This window comes from Butyricimonas hominis, assembly GCF_014287455.1.
Classification (GTDB): domain Bacteria; phylum Bacteroidota; class Bacteroidia; order Bacteroidales; family Marinifilaceae; genus Butyricimonas; species Butyricimonas muris.
Genome location: NZ_JACOOH010000001.1, coordinates 713826 through 729734, shown reverse-complemented (window position 1 = coordinate 729734; position 15909 = coordinate 713826). Strand labels below are relative to the sequence as shown.

At 43.1% G+C, this 15909-nt stretch carries 15 protein-coding genes and 1 tRNA gene; 10 read left to right on the top strand and 6 right to left on the bottom strand.

Annotated elements, in window-relative coordinates; translation table 11 throughout:
- Positions 1-45: 45 nt before the first annotated feature.
- The gene (gene deoC, locus H8S64_RS02850; RefSeq protein ID WP_099291307.1) at positions 46-930 is read left to right on the top strand and encodes a deoxyribose-phosphate aldolase; all 885 of its coding nucleotides are present in this window, start codon (positions 46-48) and stop codon (positions 928-930) included.
- Here the strand turns inward: deoC and H8S64_RS02845 are convergent.
- Positions 927-1640 carry an RDD family protein gene (locus tag H8S64_RS02845; RefSeq protein WP_099291306.1) on the bottom strand — a complete coding sequence of 238 codons (714 nt, stop codon included), beginning with the start codon at positions 1638-1640 and terminating at the stop codon, positions 927-929. The two genes, deoC and H8S64_RS02845, sit on opposite strands and share 4 nt — an antisense overlap.
- A gap of 88 nt (positions 1641-1728) precedes the next feature.
- Between H8S64_RS02845 and H8S64_RS02840 the strand changes: the two genes are divergently transcribed.
- The 6 genes from H8S64_RS02840 to H8S64_RS02815 are packed head-to-tail and all read left to right on the top strand — an operon-like array spanning position 1729 to position 7693.
- A complete protein-coding gene (locus tag H8S64_RS02840; RefSeq protein WP_186974861.1) occupies positions 1729-2688 on the top strand; it encodes a stage II sporulation protein M in 960 nt (319 codons plus the stop codon).
- Complete coding sequence (locus tag H8S64_RS02835) at positions 2675-3556, top strand: hypothetical protein (protein WP_099291304.1); 882 nt, start codon at positions 2675-2677, stop codon at positions 3554-3556. The genes H8S64_RS02840 and H8S64_RS02835 overlap by 14 nt, the downstream gene beginning before the upstream one ends.
- The gene (locus H8S64_RS02830; RefSeq protein WP_176554984.1) at positions 3540-4226 is read left to right on the top strand and encodes a DUF4129 domain-containing protein; all 687 of its coding nucleotides are present in this window, start codon (positions 3540-3542) and stop codon (positions 4224-4226) included. The genes H8S64_RS02835 and H8S64_RS02830 overlap by 17 nt, the downstream gene beginning before the upstream one ends.
- Positions 4223-5380, top strand: a complete 1158-nt coding sequence (locus H8S64_RS02825; protein ID WP_186974860.1) for a DUF4350 domain-containing protein — start codon at positions 4223-4225, stop codon at positions 5378-5380. Before H8S64_RS02830 ends, H8S64_RS02825 begins: the two co-directional genes overlap by 4 nt.
- A gap of 4 nt (positions 5381-5384) precedes the next feature.
- The gene (locus tag H8S64_RS02820) at positions 5385-6362 is read left to right on the top strand and encodes an AAA family ATPase (protein ID WP_186974859.1); all 978 of its coding nucleotides are present in this window, start codon (positions 5385-5387) and stop codon (positions 6360-6362) included.
- The gene (locus tag H8S64_RS02815) at positions 6362-7693 is read left to right on the top strand and encodes a DUF58 domain-containing protein (protein ID WP_186974858.1); all 1332 of its coding nucleotides are present in this window, start codon (positions 6362-6364) and stop codon (positions 7691-7693) included. The genes H8S64_RS02820 and H8S64_RS02815 overlap by 1 nt, the downstream gene beginning before the upstream one ends.
- A gap of 14 nt (positions 7694-7707) precedes the next feature.
- On the opposite strand, the gene H8S64_RS02810 is transcribed toward H8S64_RS02815, so the two are convergent.
- The 4 genes from H8S64_RS02810 to H8S64_RS02795 all read right to left on the bottom strand — a co-directional run bounded on the left by H8S64_RS02810 (position 7708) and on the right by H8S64_RS02795 (position 12268).
- Positions 7708-10068, bottom strand: coding sequence for an efflux RND transporter permease subunit (locus tag H8S64_RS02810; protein ID WP_186974857.1), 2361 nt, complete (start codon positions 10066-10068; stop codon positions 7708-7710).
- 50 nt (positions 10069-10118) lie between these two features.
- The gene (locus H8S64_RS02805; protein WP_186974856.1) at positions 10119-10448 is read right to left on the bottom strand and encodes a nucleotide pyrophosphohydrolase; all 330 of its coding nucleotides are present in this window, start codon (positions 10446-10448) and stop codon (positions 10119-10121) included.
- Between the two features lie 58 nt (positions 10449-10506).
- Complete coding sequence (gene dtd, locus H8S64_RS02800) at positions 10507-10959, bottom strand: D-aminoacyl-tRNA deacylase (protein WP_186974855.1); 453 nt, start codon at positions 10957-10959, stop codon at positions 10507-10509.
- 85 nt (positions 10960-11044) lie between these two features.
- Entirely contained in the window at positions 11045-12268 is a 1224-nt protein-coding gene (locus H8S64_RS02795) for an aminotransferase-like domain-containing protein (protein WP_099291296.1), read from the bottom strand.
- A gap of 335 nt (positions 12269-12603) precedes the next feature.
- Here H8S64_RS02795 and H8S64_RS02790 point away from each other — a divergent pair, with 335 nt between their 5' ends.
- Positions 12604-13680 carry a hypothetical protein gene (locus tag H8S64_RS02790; protein ID WP_099291295.1) on the top strand — a complete coding sequence of 359 codons (1077 nt, stop codon included), beginning with the start codon at positions 12604-12606 and terminating at the stop codon, positions 13678-13680.
- 249 nt (positions 13681-13929) lie between these two features.
- Positions 13930-14001: transfer RNA gene (locus tag H8S64_RS02785), tRNA-Arg, on the top strand.
- Between the two features lie 40 nt (positions 14002-14041).
- Here H8S64_RS02785 and H8S64_RS02780 read toward each other — a convergent pair.
- The gene (locus H8S64_RS02780) at positions 14042-14593 is read right to left on the bottom strand and encodes an RNA polymerase sigma factor (RefSeq protein WP_099291294.1); all 552 of its coding nucleotides are present in this window, start codon (positions 14591-14593) and stop codon (positions 14042-14044) included.
- A gap of 123 nt (positions 14594-14716) precedes the next feature.
- On the opposite strand from H8S64_RS02780, the gene H8S64_RS02775 reads away from it, so the two are divergent.
- On the top strand, positions 14717-15877 hold the full coding sequence (locus H8S64_RS02775; RefSeq protein WP_186974854.1) for a FecR family protein: 1161 nt from the start codon (positions 14717-14719) through the stop codon (positions 15875-15877).
- Positions 15878-15909: the final 32 nt, after the last annotated feature.

Below are 15909 nucleotides of genomic sequence, written 5' to 3'. Positions count from 1 at the left end.
GGAAGACGGAGGTAGGGGAGGAGCCTAAGTAATAAATTAAAGTATATGGAGAATATAGTGGAAACATTGGCGGCTTACGGGTATTCAAATTTGGAAGATCGTATCGAATTTGAGTTGGACGGCGTGATTGAAAAAGAAATCGCTCCGGCTTATTGCAACGAGAATTTCGAGTTGTGCGTTTCTTGTATGGATTACACGACGTTGAAAGTGACTGACTCCGAAAAGTCCGTGACTGCTTTTGTGACAGAACTTTTAAAGAAAATCAAGAAGAATACGTTGCCGGACGTGGCTTCTGTTTGCGTTTTTCCCCGTTTCGCTCCAGTCGTGAAAGCAGGGTTGGCGGGTACGCCGATCAAAACGACCGTGGTAGGGGCTTGTTTTCCTGCCGCGCAGACATTTCTCGATGTGAAGTTGGCCGAATGTAAGGAGGCTATTGCCGCCGGGGCAGACGAGATTGACGTGGTTATTTCCGTGGGGGAAGTGCTGGAACGCAATTACGAACAAGTTTATAAAGAGCTGGTTGCTATTCGGGAAGCGTGTGCCGGAGTCGTGCTGAAAGTGATTCTCGAAACAGGAGAATTGAAGACGATAGAAAGTATATTCAATGCTTCTTTGCTCGGGGCATACGCCGGGGCGGATTTTATCAAGACGTCAACGGGAAAGGTGCCCATGAATGCTACCCCGGAGGCGGTTTACGTGATCTGTGAGGCTTTGCGCCAATTTCATGTTCAAACAGGGAAAATGGTCGGAATAAAGGTAGCCGGGGGTATCACGAAAGTGCAAAACGCTATTCGTTATTTGACAATCGTGAAACACGTGCTGGGTGAAGCATGGATTAGTCCGAAGTATTTCAGAATAGGAACGTCACAATTATTGGAAGACGTACTGAAAGAGATAAAGACAGTAGCGGCTAAAGACGCGAGTCTTTAGTCATTGCCATTTGCCAAGCGCGTGTAATCTTTTAAAATGGTTTTTACAAAGTCGAGAGGTACCATATCGGTTTCAATACCTGTTACCTCTTTAATTTTTTTTGCCAAAGGGGCAAGTAGGTTGTAATTTTTGTTTCTGTTTACTTCACGGAGTACGTCTTTGATGATTTTGATATCCTTGTCGGAAAGGAGAGCGGCTTGTTGAAACACGACCTCGTATTCTTCCGGGGCATCGTACTGGCTCATCTGTTTTAACGTGACGCTTCTCTCGTGACGGATTACGGTTGTCCCCGCAGCCAGATCTCCAAGACGTTGCGTGTGTTTGGAAACAATGATGGATATAAGGGCAACGGCTCCGCTGGAAATGGTGATGTCAATCAAACGGAATATCCAACGGAGCATACAATCCCAGAATGTGAGTTTTTTACCGTTTAGTTTGACTACTTGAAGACGCATGGTAAATTTTCCGAGGCTACGCCCGTTGAACGCGTATTCACAAATTAAATGATAGAGAGATAATAGAAATACAAGAATGAACATTAACCAGTCCATGTCTATGAAAGTACTCAATGCGCCTAACACGATAGCGCTCATGAATAGCAACCCGAATAGGAATGCAAAGTCTATAATGGTGGCTAAAACACGGTCTATAACTCCCGCGGGAGTGTAATTGATAGCTACATTATGGGCGGTATTGATAGAGATGTTCATGTTTTATGGAAATATTTTCACAAAAATACAGTTTTTCTCTCGAAATGCATTAATTTTAGCACAGTAAAAAACGTGTGGAAAACGGATTATGAAAGAATCGCGGTTTGTAAATAGGAATAAATCAAAATGGGCGGAAATGGAGAACGTGGGACGTTTGAACACGGATACGCTTGCCTCTAATTATGTGATTTTGTCTGATGATCTTTCTTATGCCAAAACTTTTTACCCGGGAAGCGACGTGGAGAAGTATCTGAATCAGTTAATATCTGTTTACCAGATTAATATATACGGCAAGGGTGAGCAGTCCGAGAGGAGAGGGATGTTGACATTCTGGGGACACGAGTTTCCCTTGTTGCTTTACCGGGAACGACGGACTTTATTGTTCGCGTTGCTTCTCTTCTTGTTCTCGGCATTAATCGGGGTGTTTTCCACGGCACATGACGAGAGTTTCGTGCGTTCTATTCTGGGGGATGCTTACGTGGAAAGAACGATCAGTAATATTGAGAACGGGACGCCAATGGGTATTTATGCTTCCGGGGACGAGTTGGATATGTTCGTGATGATTACCACGAACAATATAAAAGTGTCGTTTGTCGCCTTTGTTTTCGGTATTCTTTTCTCGGCGGGGACTTTGTGGATTCTTTTCACGAATGGTTTGATGGTCGGGGCTTTCCAGTATTTTTTCTTCCAACAGGGATTGCTGTTACATTCGGTTCTTTCGGTCTGGGCACACGGGACATTTGAAATCACCTCTATTATTATAGCTGGGGGAGCCGGGTTGGTTATGGGGAATAGTTTCTTGTTTCCGGGCACTTACCGACGGATGTATTCATTTAAAGAGGGTGCGTTGCGGGGTATAAAGATTGTCACGGGATTGATTCCTTTCTTCGTGATTGCCGGATGGATTGAAAGTTTTATCACGAGATATGCCGATAGTTATCCTGTCGTGGGAGCCGCGGCGATTATCCTTTCGCTGGGTGGCGTGATCGGTTATTTTATTGTTTATCCTTATTACTTACATAAAAACGAATTGCATGGAAAAGATTAATTTGAGCGTGGAACGTTCTTTTTCGGACTTGATAACAGCAACTATAAATTTTATGAAACAGGAGTTTGTGCCTTTTATTCGGGCTTTCGCGGTGATCGGGTTTCCGGTAATTCTGTTGGTTGTGTTTTTAATGAAGGATTTGTTATTGGGTGCGCTTGATATGACTTATAACCCGCAACAATATCTGGGAACGACGGATGCTTTCGGGAATGTGATGATTAATTCCATGATGACGGGACTTTTTGCCATGATTATGGTGGCGTGGGTGCAGCTGTTCTCCATTTGTTATCTTCGGGTATATTGGGATCATTACCGGGGAGGGGTGGAGGAACGGATCACGATTAGCGAGGTATTTGCCATGATGATGAGAAAACTAGGAATCTTTATCGTATGGTCGCTTTTTTATATGATTATCGTGGTTGTGGGATGTCTTTTTCTGATTGTACCGGGGATTTATTTTGGGGTGGCTTTGACTTTCGGGACTTATTTGATTATTATCAAGGACAACGGCTTTGATGCCTTGATGTCTAGGGCTATGGCGATCACGAAGGGGAACTGGTGGCGAACTGTCGGTTATGCCGTGGTTTTGCAGTTATTGGTGGGAGTTGTTGCTTATGTATTCAGTATACCTTATATGGCATTGACCGTAACTTCAGCGTTTACGGGGGAAATGCCGGGAATTTACGAGGTGACGTTCACGCTGTTACTTTCTTACTTGGGAAAATACACGCTACACACGATTGTGTTTATCGGGCTGGGGATGTTCTTCTTCTCCCGGTCGGAAGAGATGGAACACACGACATTGTTGAGCCGGATAGATGAATTGGGAACTCGACCTGAAAATAAAACGGATGAGATGGCTGACTAGATATATTATTCTGTTTGTACTGGTTTGCTGCCGGGGAACGATGTTGGCGGAAGAGGTGACGCGTTCCCCCGGTGCCGATTTTCTGGAAAAATATAGAAATGACGCTAATTTCGATTACGAGAGGGATATGTCTGCCGCTCCCGGGTTGTGGGATTGGATTAAACGTTGGATTTTGGAACGGTTGTTCCGGATGAAATGGTCTGATTCTTCTTCACAGGTCATGGATATCGTGTTATATATTATCTTGATTCTTTTGGCGGGCGGTTTGATCATTTTACTTATAAAATATCGGAAGAGTTTGGTTTTCAGAAAGAGGGGAGAGGGACTTTTTGCCGCGGATACGGGAGATTATAACGGGGAGCAGGACGGGGATACTTTTTCCCGGATGTTGGTAAAGGCAGAGCAGGAAAAAGATTACACGCTCGCTGTCCGGGTAAGTTATTCCGGGTTGCTTCAAATTTTAGATGAGAAGCAGGTGATTCGTTGGGAAGCTTCCAAAACCAATCGGGACTATGTTTACGAGATACGTGACCGGGAATGGAGCCGGACTTTTGAAGATCTAAGCCGTATATTCGATCACGTTTGTTACGGGGAATTTCCGGTCGACGAAGAGGCATACCGGAATATCCGGCAATATTTTATAGACTTCAGAAAGGAGGTGGAGAAATGAAGCGTAGGCAGAATTTGTGGATCATCCTTCTCGTGGTAGCGCTAATGACGATCTACACGATTTACGAGGCAAATAAGCCGCAACCCGTGGATTGGAGTATGAATTTCTCGGTGGATAAGAAAGGACCTTTCGGGACTTATATCATGAAAGACGCTTTGCCGTATATGTTCCCAGAAGGAAAGACAACGGTTTCACGGGTTTCCCCGCGAGAGAGATTGCGTCTGAAAGATAGTGATGAACCGGAAGTATATTTCTTCGTGAACCGATATTTTAAAAACGCGAATGGAGAGGCTGATATCCTGTTGGATTACGTGGGAGGGGGAAACACGCTTTTTCTTTCGGCAGAATATATACCGGACACGTTGTTATCTGTTGCGGGAGTAAAAGAAGTACAGGATTTTCGGGAAGGGAATGATTATATCCGCGGGTTTGGAAAGGCATATCCTTTCCGGGTAAAACACCGGTATTTTAAATTGGAAAAATCATTTGCCGGGGAAATACTGGGATACGTGGATACGGTAACGATGCCGAATTTTATCCGTCTGCCTTACGGTGAAGGGGTTCTTTACCTGCACACGAATCCGATCGCTTTCACGAATTTTTATTTGTTGGATTCTTTGGCGGGCGATTATTACCAGAAGGCACTGTCTTTTCTCCCTGCCGATTTGAACGCGGTTTGGGACGAGTACCAGAAAAACGAGCGCAAGGGACAGGCTACTCCTTTCCGGGTACTTCTTCAGTATCCGGCATTGAAATGGGCGTATATATTATTGTTGCTGGGTGGCATTTTGTACGTGTTGTTCCGTTCAAAGCGGGAGCAACGGTACATTCCTGTCATTCGTCCCCCGGAGAACAGAACGTTAGAATTTGTCGGGGTGGTGAGTTCCCTGTATTATAAACACCGGGATCACGTGGCGATTGCTAATAAACGGATAGATTGTTTCTTGGAGGAAATCCGGTATTACTATAAGTTACGGACAGATGAATTAAACGCCGAGTTCGCGGTATTATTGGCGGAACGTTCGGGAGTACCGAAAGAGGAAACGGAGAAGTTGGTGAACTTGATTCTGTTGATCCGGAAGACAGAACACGTGAACGAAGAGAAGTTACGAGAATTAGTGAAATATATAGAGTTGTTTAAAACTAAAAGATAAAAGCATGGAAGACCAGATAAATTTTGAGTCCAGAATTGACTTCACGAGTCTGCACGAGAAGGTTGCCCGGATTCGGGAACAAATGGGCAAAGTGATTGTCGGACAGCGGGAAGTGGCGGATTTGTTGTTGACGGCGATGTTGGCTGACGGACATATTCTGATCGAGGGGGTACCCGGTATCGCCAAAACATTCATGGCGAAGGTCATGTCCCGGATGCTGGACGTGAATTTTAACCGGATACAGTTTACGCCGGATTTGATGCCGAGCGATATTCTGGGGACCTCGGTATTTATTCCCGCGACAGGACGTTTCGAGTACCGGAAAGGACCGATATTTACCAATCTTGTTCTCGTGGACGAGATTAACCGTGCCCCGGCAAAGACTCAAGCGGCTTTGTTCGAGGTGATGGAAGAGCGGCAGATCACGAATGACGGGGTAGAATACAAGATGGACTACCCGTTTATCGTGGTCGGTACCCAGAATCCGATCGAGCACGAGGGGACCTATCGGTTGCCGGAAGCACAATTAGACCGTTTCCTGTTCAAGATAAACGTGACTTACCCGTCCGCGGAGGAAGAGGTTGAGGTGCTTGAATTGCATGACCGTGGAGCAATCAAGGATTGGAACACGCTGGAACCCGTGCTGAATGTCAATATGTTGCGGGAGTTGAGGGAATCCGTGTCTCAAGTGGTGGTTGATCCGAAGATCAAAACGTTTATCGTGAATATCGTTTACGCTACCCGCAAGAGTGGCTGGTTGTATTTGGGGGCTTCTCCGCGTGCTTCTATCGCTTTGATGAATGGAGCAAAGGCTTTCGCGGCCATCCAAGGAAGAGATTTTGTGACCCCGGATGACGTGTTGCAACTGGTGGCTCCCGTGTTGCGGCACAGGGTGCAGCTGTCTTCCGAGAAAGAGTTGGAAGGTGTGACAGTCGATCAGGTTATACAACAAATCGTTTCTAAAATAGAAGTACCAAGATAGTGCGAGTATTTAAAGATACATATCTGACCGGGCGTTTTTTCACCTGTTTGCTGTTGGGCATTTTTGCCCTCGTGATGGCTTATGTCTTTCCTTTACTATTGATATGGGTGGCGGGGGCTTTGCTCATGTACGCGGTGATGGTGTTATTGGAGTTGATAGCCTTGTACCGTTATAAACAAGGATTCGAGGCTTCCCGTGTTGTTTCGGACAAGCTTTCCAACGGGGAGGAAAATCCCGTTCGTGTCGAGGTTCGGAATCGTTATCCCGTGGGGGTGCATTGCCGTTTGATAGACGAGATTCCTGTGGAGTTCCAGAATCGGCATATTTCTTTCTCTTTAAATATGATGCCCGGCGAACAGCAGGGAATAAATTATACTTTGCGCCCTACCAAACGGGGCGCATACGGGTTCGGCAAGGTTCGGGCTTTTATATCTACCCGTTTGTCGCTGGTGGAAAGGCGTTACTCTTTTGATTTGGAACGGGAGGTTGCCGTTTACCCGTCGTTTATGATGATGCACCGGTACGAGCTAATGGCTTACGGGAATTATCACCCGGAGAACGGTGCAATACGTACCCGTGCGTTGGGGGGAAATATGGCGTTCGAACAGATCAAGCCTTACGTGGTGGGGGATGATCCCCGTACCGTGAACTGGAAAGCCACGGCAAAGCATAACCATTTAATGGTAAATACTTACACGGAGGAACGCTCGCAACAGATTTATTGTCTCGTGGATAAAGGTCGTACCATGCAATCCCCCTTTAACGGGATGACGATGCTGGATCATGCAATCAATACCATACTGACATTGTCCAACGTGATATTGAAAAAAGGTGATCGGGCAGGATTAATCACGTTTTCCAATACTTCCCGGAATTGTGTGAAAGCGGATAATCGGGTGGGACAATTGAATAGAATCAGTGAATTCCTTTATCGGTTGGAAACACATTATCAAGAGTCGGATTTCGAGAAATTATATATTTCGGTTGTCCGACAAATCCCGACACGTAGTCTGTTAATCCTTTTTACCAATTTCGACACCGTAACCGGAATGCAGCGTCATCTTTCGGCTTTGCGACGACTGGCGAGCCGACATTTGGTATTGATTGTTTTATTTGAAAACTCGGAGCTGAATAAAGCTTTGGAACGTCCTGTACGTGGTGTCAAAGATGTCTATTTCGAAACCATTGCCGCCGGATTTGCCATGGAGAAACGACAAATGGTGCGGGAATTGAGCCAAATGGGTATCCGAGTGATTCTTTCCAAACCGGAAGCCCTCACCGTGAACAGTATCAATAGTTATTTGGATTTGAAGGAGCGGAAGCTGATATGATGCTTCCGCATTCTCTATTTTTCTTTCGTTTCCTCTTCCGAGAAGATATCAATTTTTGGGTCTTGGAATGTTTTGTTCGTGGTGTGTTTATCCAGCGTCAGCAAGAGTGACGGGAGGAGAATCAGGTTGGAAAGCATGGCGGCGAGCAAGGTGATCGATACTAGGATTCCCAGTGCGACGGTTCCCCCGAAATCGGAAAGGGCGAAGATGCCGAAGCCGAAGAACAGGATGATAGCGTTGTATATCATACTTTGTCCCGCTTCTTTCAAGGCCAACACTGCGGAGGAACGGATACTCCAGTTCGTTCCCTGCAATTCCTGACGGTATTTGGCCAGATAGTGAATGGTTCCGTCTACCGAGATTCCAAAGGCAATACTGAATACCAGTATCGTGGATGCTTTGATGGGGATTCCGAAATACCCCATGATGGCAGCCGTGATGATTTGCGGGATAATATTGGGGAGCAATGCCACGAGTACCATACGTTTGCTCTTGAACATCCACGCCATAAAGAGGGCAATCAGAAGAATGGCCAAGGCAAGTGAGGTAAAAAGGTTGAATACAAGATATTGGGTTCCTTTAAAGAAAATGATACTTGAACCTGTCACTTTCACCGTGTAACGATCACTTGGAAAATACTTCTCCGCGATTTCATACAGTTTAATTTCTTTTTCCTGCATTTTCTTGGTGCCGATGTCTTTAATCCGGAAACTTAACCGCGTTCGCTGGAGAGTGGAGTCAATAAATGAATTGGCTTGGTTACCAAGTTCTCCCGTGGATTGTGAAGCGTATTTCAGGATGAAATTCTTCGTCATATTGGTCGGAAGTTTGTAATAAGTCGGTTTACCGTTATAAAAGGCTTGATTGGCAAACTTGATTACTTCCACGATAGAAATAGGCTTGGATACATCTTCATCTTCGGCTAATTCTTTGGAGAGTCTATCCAGTTTTTCGAGATTAGGTAAATTTAAAACCTGCTTTGGTTTTTTGAAATCGACAGTTACTTCCAACGGCATCAGTCCGTCAAAATTCTTTTCAAAAAAGGAAAGGTCTTGACGAATAGGATCTGTTTCTTTCAAATCATCCACCATATAGCCGGTAGATTTTATCATGGATATCCCTATTCCACCTAGAATGACTATCACGATAGCTATGGCGTAAACTACATTCCGGCGATTTAGAATAAGTTGGATGACACGATCTATTGTATTATTTACTAATTTGTTATGCAGATGTTTGATTTGTTTGCTATCCGGGGCAGGCATAAAACTGAATCCACAGGGAATCATGATGAGGCACACGAAGTAAACAAAGGCGATACCGATAGATGCCGTGATACCGAACTCTACCAGAATTTGGCTGGAAGTCACGATAAACGTGGCAAATCCGGCAGCCGTTGTCAAGTTACTCAAGAAAGAAGCGTTTCCGATTCTTTGAATCATGCGTTGCAATGCCTTGATTTTGTTACCGTGTCGATCGTATTCTGCATGGAATTTGTTAATCATGAATACCAGATTCGGTATACAGATCACGATTAATAATGGTGGAAGCATGGCGGTCAGCAGAGTAATTTTAATCCCCAGCATAGCCATGACGCCGACCGTCCAACTCACGCAAATCAGTACAATCAACAAGCAGAAGCCGATAATCCGGAACGACCGGAAAAACAGGTACAAGATGCACGTGGTAATCAGCAAGGACAAGAAAATGAACATGTACATTTCTCCCTTGATATTCTCGGCATTGATTACCCGGATGTAAGGCATCCCCGAATAATGCATCTGTATGTTATATTTCTTTGAATACTCTTCCGTGATTTCCAACACATCCTTTACCAGTCCTACCCGTGCCGGAGAATTCATCACATCGGCGGAAACCGAAATCATCATCCCGTAAATATCTTTCGCCTTGTTAAAAAGCGTCCCGTCGTAGAAGGGTAAGTTTTCAATAATATTGACAAGGCTGTCCAGTTCCTTCTGATCTTTGATACGATCCGGAAAAATGGGATGAATCTCGAATTTTTTGTTGAGAGTGTCCTTTTGCAAGTTATATGAATGCGTAATATCCACTAGGGCAATGACTCCATGCAAAGCCTTTAAACTATCACACATGGCAATCCAGTCATTCAACTTATCCAACTGGTAGAAGTTCGAATCTTGAACAGCAAAAACCATTACATTGCCTTCTTGACCGAATTTCTCGTGAAAATCAACGTAATCCAGATAGGCGCTATCTGTGGCTGGTAGCAAATTGGCATATTCGTAAGACATTTCCACTTTTGGAATTTGGAATCCCATGAAGATGGTTATGATCAAGATCCCTGTAATAAAGGCAATCCGGTTACGAAGAAGAATCCCTGCTATCTTAGTCCACATGATATATTTTATTGTTTACGCATTTGTAGGCAAAAGTAGGATAAATGTGGTTAATCTTTAAAGAGTTTGGGATTTTTTTTGTGCCGATTAGCATCTCTTGCCGTTTTTTTGGCAAAATTATTGTTTATGGCCTCGTTCAAATCCACCCCTGTTTGATTTGCCAGACACACCAAGACCCACAACACGTCGCTTAGTTCTTCGGCCAAATTATCTACTTCTCCTTCTTTATAGGATTGTTCCCCGTACTTCCTTGCTATCACCCGGGCTAATTCCCCGACTTCTTCCACGAGAATCGTCATGTTCGTCAACTCGCTGAAGTATCTGACTCCATGCGTCTTGATCCATGCGTCTACTGCTGTTTGTAATTCTGCGACATCCAAAGTGTTATAATTTTAAAAGTGAATTAATTTGAAAGTCCCAAAAATAGTCATTTCATTTTTAAATTTTGGTTTTGCTATCAATAATAATAGTCACCGGACCATCATTGACGAGTTCTACTTTCATTTCTGCACCGAATTGACCGGTTTGCACCGGTTTATGAAGTTCTTGGCTTAGTACGGAGACAAATTTTTCGTACAAGGGAATCGAGATTGCCGGTGGAGCGGCGTCAATATACGATGGACGATTGCCTTTTTTCGTGCGAGCCATCAGTGTGAATTGGCTGACAGCAAGGATTTCACCACTCGTTTCTAAGATGGATTTGTTCATTACTCCGTTTTCGTCATCGAAAATACGAAGGTTCACTATTTTGGAAGAGAGCCACGCGATGTCTTCATCCGTGTCGTCAGCTTGAATGCCCACCAATATAAGCATCCCTTTTCCTATGGAAGAAAACAATTGTTGCTCGATCGTGACGCTGGCACGTGTAACTCTTTGAATAACTATTTTCATTTAAATTTGAGTTTTAAAATTTAGAGTGAAATATATGAATTTTGTTCATATACTCCACTCTAAACTTTAAATTTTAAATTCTAAATTATTTATGTCTTGCGTACAATTCTTTGATAGATTCGGCAAGTCTTCTCACACCTTCGATGTTCATTTCCTCGCTCATGTACGAGAAGTTGATACGCATGGTGTTTTTGCCTTTACCGTTCACGAAGAACACGGTTCCGAGAACGAATGCCACGTTTTTCTCGATGGCGATCTGGAACAATTCTTCTGCGTCGTATCCTTCCGGCAAGTTCAAGAACAAGAACAAACCACCTTCCGGACGAGTCCATGTAACACCTTCCGGCATGTATTTTTCGAAAGCACCTAACATGGCCTCCAGTTTCTTGCGATACATTTCAACGATATTCTTCACGTTGGCATCGAAGTAGTTCTTCTGGAAGAATTTCACCGTGATTTTTTGCAAGAACGCGGAAGTACAAAGGTCTGTATTTTGTTTTGCTTTCACGAAGTTGTCGATTACCATCGGGTGAGCGAGAACCCAACCCATACGGAATCCCGGTAAGAAAATTTTAGAGAAAGTTCCCAACGTGATCACGTTACCTTCACCCTTGTCCAGATCATACAACATACGTTGCGGTTTACCCGTGAAGCGTAATTCGCGGTAAGGGCTATCCTCGATAATCAAGATGTCGTATTTCTTGGCAATGCTCAGGATTTCCATTCTTCTGGCCTCCGGCATAGTCATACCGGCGGGATTCTGGAAGTCCGGAATCAGATAAATAAATTTCGGTTTTTCACCTTTAGCCTTCATTTCAGCCAAAGTTTTTTCCAATTCCACGGCACTCATACCTTGTTCATCTTGAGGGATTCCTACGCCAACGCCGCCGTAAGAGTTGAATGCACCTAAAGCACCAAGATAAGAGGGCAATTCGCAAATATATTTATCTCCGCGATTCAAGAAAAGTTTACCAACAGAGTCCAATCCTTGTTGAGAAGAAGTGGTCATCGTGATATTTTCTTTGGTAACAAAACTTAATCCTTGGTCACGATAACGTTGAGCCAGAATTTCCAATAATTCCGGAACACCTTCGGTTGAACCGTATTGACAAGCGGCAGCACCATCCGTGGCGATTACTTCCGCGGAAATCTCCTGTAATTGTTCTAACGGGAAAGATTCTTTGGCGGGAAGTCCCCCGGCGAAAGAAATGATTTCCGGTTTTTGAGTTAACTTTAATAACTCCCTGATAGCAGAGCGCTTCATTCCTTTGGCGCTGTCTGATAGAATTTCTTTGTAGTCGCTAACCATGTTTATCTGTTTTAAAGTGAATATACGCTGTTATGTATTTGTGTTGCGAAGTTAATAATAAGTTTTTGAAATAAAATTTTTCATATCAATTTTTTAATAAAATCGATTGCAAAACTTTCAATTTCGATGTTTTAAGGCTGTTTTAGTAATAATTTAATTTTTAGACAAGCGGAGATAACGAGTGATACACACGGGAATAAAGGTTATTTGTGTCAGTTGTGTGTTTTAAGATATAACAAAATAGTGTACTTTTCGACAATTATATCTTAAAAGTGACTCCGGTAAAGAAATAAAATTCATACCTTTGTCTCAGGTAATTAATTAAAAAGGTGTGTATGAGAAAAGTTTTATCTGTTTTGGTAGCCGGAGTAATGTTCGGAGCCTGTTCCGACGGCTTAAAAAGTGACCTTACAAAGGAGGATGTTTCTCGTTTTATTACAACGGAAGAATTTAATGTTCCGGTGAAGGACGGGAAAGTAACTATAGTAACCGTGGGAGAAGATACGGTAGCCATTGGGTATTCGGAGTTTCCGATACTTGTTCCTAAAGGCGTGCAGGCAAAAGTTTCTTACGCGGATAAGAATGAAGATCTTGGGGGAAGAAGTTTGTCCAGAGGTTTTGATGATAAATTCCCGAATATTGTAGGAGAAAATCAATTCCGATTGTTTCAAGTGATTTGTTTCGAGGATTCTTGGGTGGGTGACTATGATTATAATGATCTCGTGATTCACGTGAAATACCAGCAATCGGGAAACATCTTTGGCTTCGGGGTACAACCGGTTGCGTTAGGTTCTACAAAAGAGATAAAGTTGGGATGTGACGTTTATAAAGGAAGTAAGCAAATCTTCAGTGGCCTGATCACGAAAGACAAGACTTGCCGAAAACAAATGTTCAATTACGGGAAAGAGCAGGATGACAAAGAGTATGAGGGGTTTCTTAATGTCATGTTCAATGAAGTAAATTTTGACCGGAATAGAACCTTTCTCGGTTCCACGATAAGAAGTTGGGATATATCCAAGATTAACGGGGAAGGGGCTATGAGAGTAGAATGGTTTATTGAAGTGGACGGTGGGACTCGAATATACGCTTTATCCGTGAATCACTTGAAAGAATCTTTGGATAAGGATAAATTGCCTTACGGTTTGGTGATTACCGAAACGGGAATGCAATATAAAGACAAAAACAATCAAGTGTGTGGTAAAGATTGGTTTAATTACCCGCAAGAGATGAAACATATAAAAGACGTGTATCCCGAAATTTGGGAATGGATGAACGGGAAGGGTGAATTTGACGGGAAGATTTATGAAAACGGACGAGAGATTTGTCCGGAAGGTGCTTTTAATGCTAATGAACTGGGAGTGTACGTGATAGAAGATGATTCCGGTGTATTGAACAACGGACGGCAGAATTAGGGGAGATTTGTCGGAAAATGATTACACGATGATGGAGAACTTGGTGAGGTTCTTTTTTCATAGCAAAGCTATCGGCTATTTGGCTGGTAGCTTTTTTTATACTTGAACGGATTTATATATGTATTTGAGGCTTTTCGAAAAAAATGACTTGAAAAGTTGTATTGGAGAGTTGAATCTGCGGATTTGTGAATTGAAAAATATTATTTGGAACTAACGTTTTTTTCGATTAGTTTTGCAGTTCGATTAGGAGCCCCTGTAGTTCAACGGATAGAACGGAAGTTTCCTAAACTTTAAATGGCAGTTCGATTCTGCCCGGGGGTACGGTTAGACTTGATGGTGTTTTGCTGTCAAGTCTTTCTTTTTAAAATCCAAAGATGATAAATTGTAAGTTTTTGCGCAGGATTGCGATAGCCCGTTTATAATGTGTTTTTGCGGTTGATTCGGCGATATCCAGCTCTTTGGCGATAGAAGGGAGAGTCTTGTGTTCTACTGCGTGTTTTAATAGCACCTCTTTTTGTTTTTCCGGTAATTGGGTGAGGATTTGATTCAAACGGCGATGCAGATTTTCGTCCGGTTCTTCGTCCGGGAGGTTAGAAAAGAGAATGGCTTCGATCATCTTGTCTTGGTTATTGTCGTGAATTTTAAGATCACGGATATATTTCAGACAAGCGTTTTTGACAATCGTGAGCAAGTAAGCGATGATATTACGGTTTTCATTGTATTTGTCCAAGTTGCACCATAACGTGAAGAAGGCTTCTTGTACAAGATTTTCCGCTTCATCCCAGTCGTAAAGGTAACGCATGGCGTAATGTTGGAATTTTGAGAAATATTCCAAGTACATGACACGAAAGGCTTCTTCATCTCGCCTTTTGATTCTTTTTCCAAGTTCATTGATATTTATTTCTTCGTTCATGTGAAATGGATTTTGATTACAAATTTATTTATATTCTCGATTCTTTGACAAAAAAGATAAAAATATTGTCCCCCGTTTTGGAGTTGTGTGGATATTATACTTGAAAATGGAAATATAAAGTATATGAAGCAGGATGAATATATAGATTGGAATTTACTTATGCGGGGCATGAACGGGGAGCTGTCAGAAGAGGAAAAAGCATCTTTTGAAGAATGGATGACAGACTGGAAGCATCGGGAGTATTATGAACGGATGGTTGCCGAATGGAATGAGGATGTGGTACACGAAACGAATATGCCGAGAGTCATGTTGCGATTGGATAGCATGTTGAAAGAGCAGAAACGACAACGGCGTTTGACTTTACGTCGGAAATGGTTAGGTTGGAGTGCTGCGGCTGTGTTATTACTGGGTATCGGGGGAATATTTATGATAGAGAATCGGGCAATAGAGGAGGAAAATGTAACGGTTGCAGAGATTACCCCGGGGGAGAGCAAAGCAATTCTAGTACTGGCTGACGGGACGAATGTAAACTTGGATAAAACGACAGACACGGCTCGATTGGCGATAGGGGTGGCGGAAATTATACGAAACGAGGGAAAAATCACTTTCATGGGGGATGGGGAGGCAGGTGAGTTGGCGTACAACACGGTTATTATTCCCAAGGGGGGTGAGTATCATGTGGTATTGAGTGACAAGAGTGAGATTTGGCTGAATGCGGATTCGGAATTAAAATTCCCCGTGAATCTTAAGGGACGGGAACGTCGGGTGATTCTTTCGGGAGAAGCGTATTTTAAGGTGGCGCATGATACGGAACGTCCGTTTGTGGTGGAAACAGATTTGGGAAATGTAAGGGTTTACGGGACGGAATTCAATGTGAAGAGGTACATGGGGGAAAAGGAGATAAAAACTACTTTGGTGGAGGGAAGCGTGGGATTTTGCAAGAAAGACGACAAGGAGAATTATATAAAAATCAAACCGGGGTTCCAGATCAGTTATGAAAATGGCGGGAATCCGGTTGTTCAGGAAGTGAAGGTTGATAACGAGATTGCTTGGAAAAGTAAACAATTCCGTTTCGAACGTTGTCCTTTGAATGAGATCATGAATGATGTCATGCGTTGGTACAACGTGGATATCTCGTTTAGTGATGAGACGTTGAAAAAGTTGTATTTCACGGGGACATTGAATCGTTATGCCAAAATTGAAACTTTATTACGCTTTTTTGAAGAAGGGTGTGATATTAAGTTTGAGATAAAAGGCCGGAGTATTGTGGTTATGAAAAGATAAAAAAGTACGAGTCGTAAGTTTGGCGACCTAAA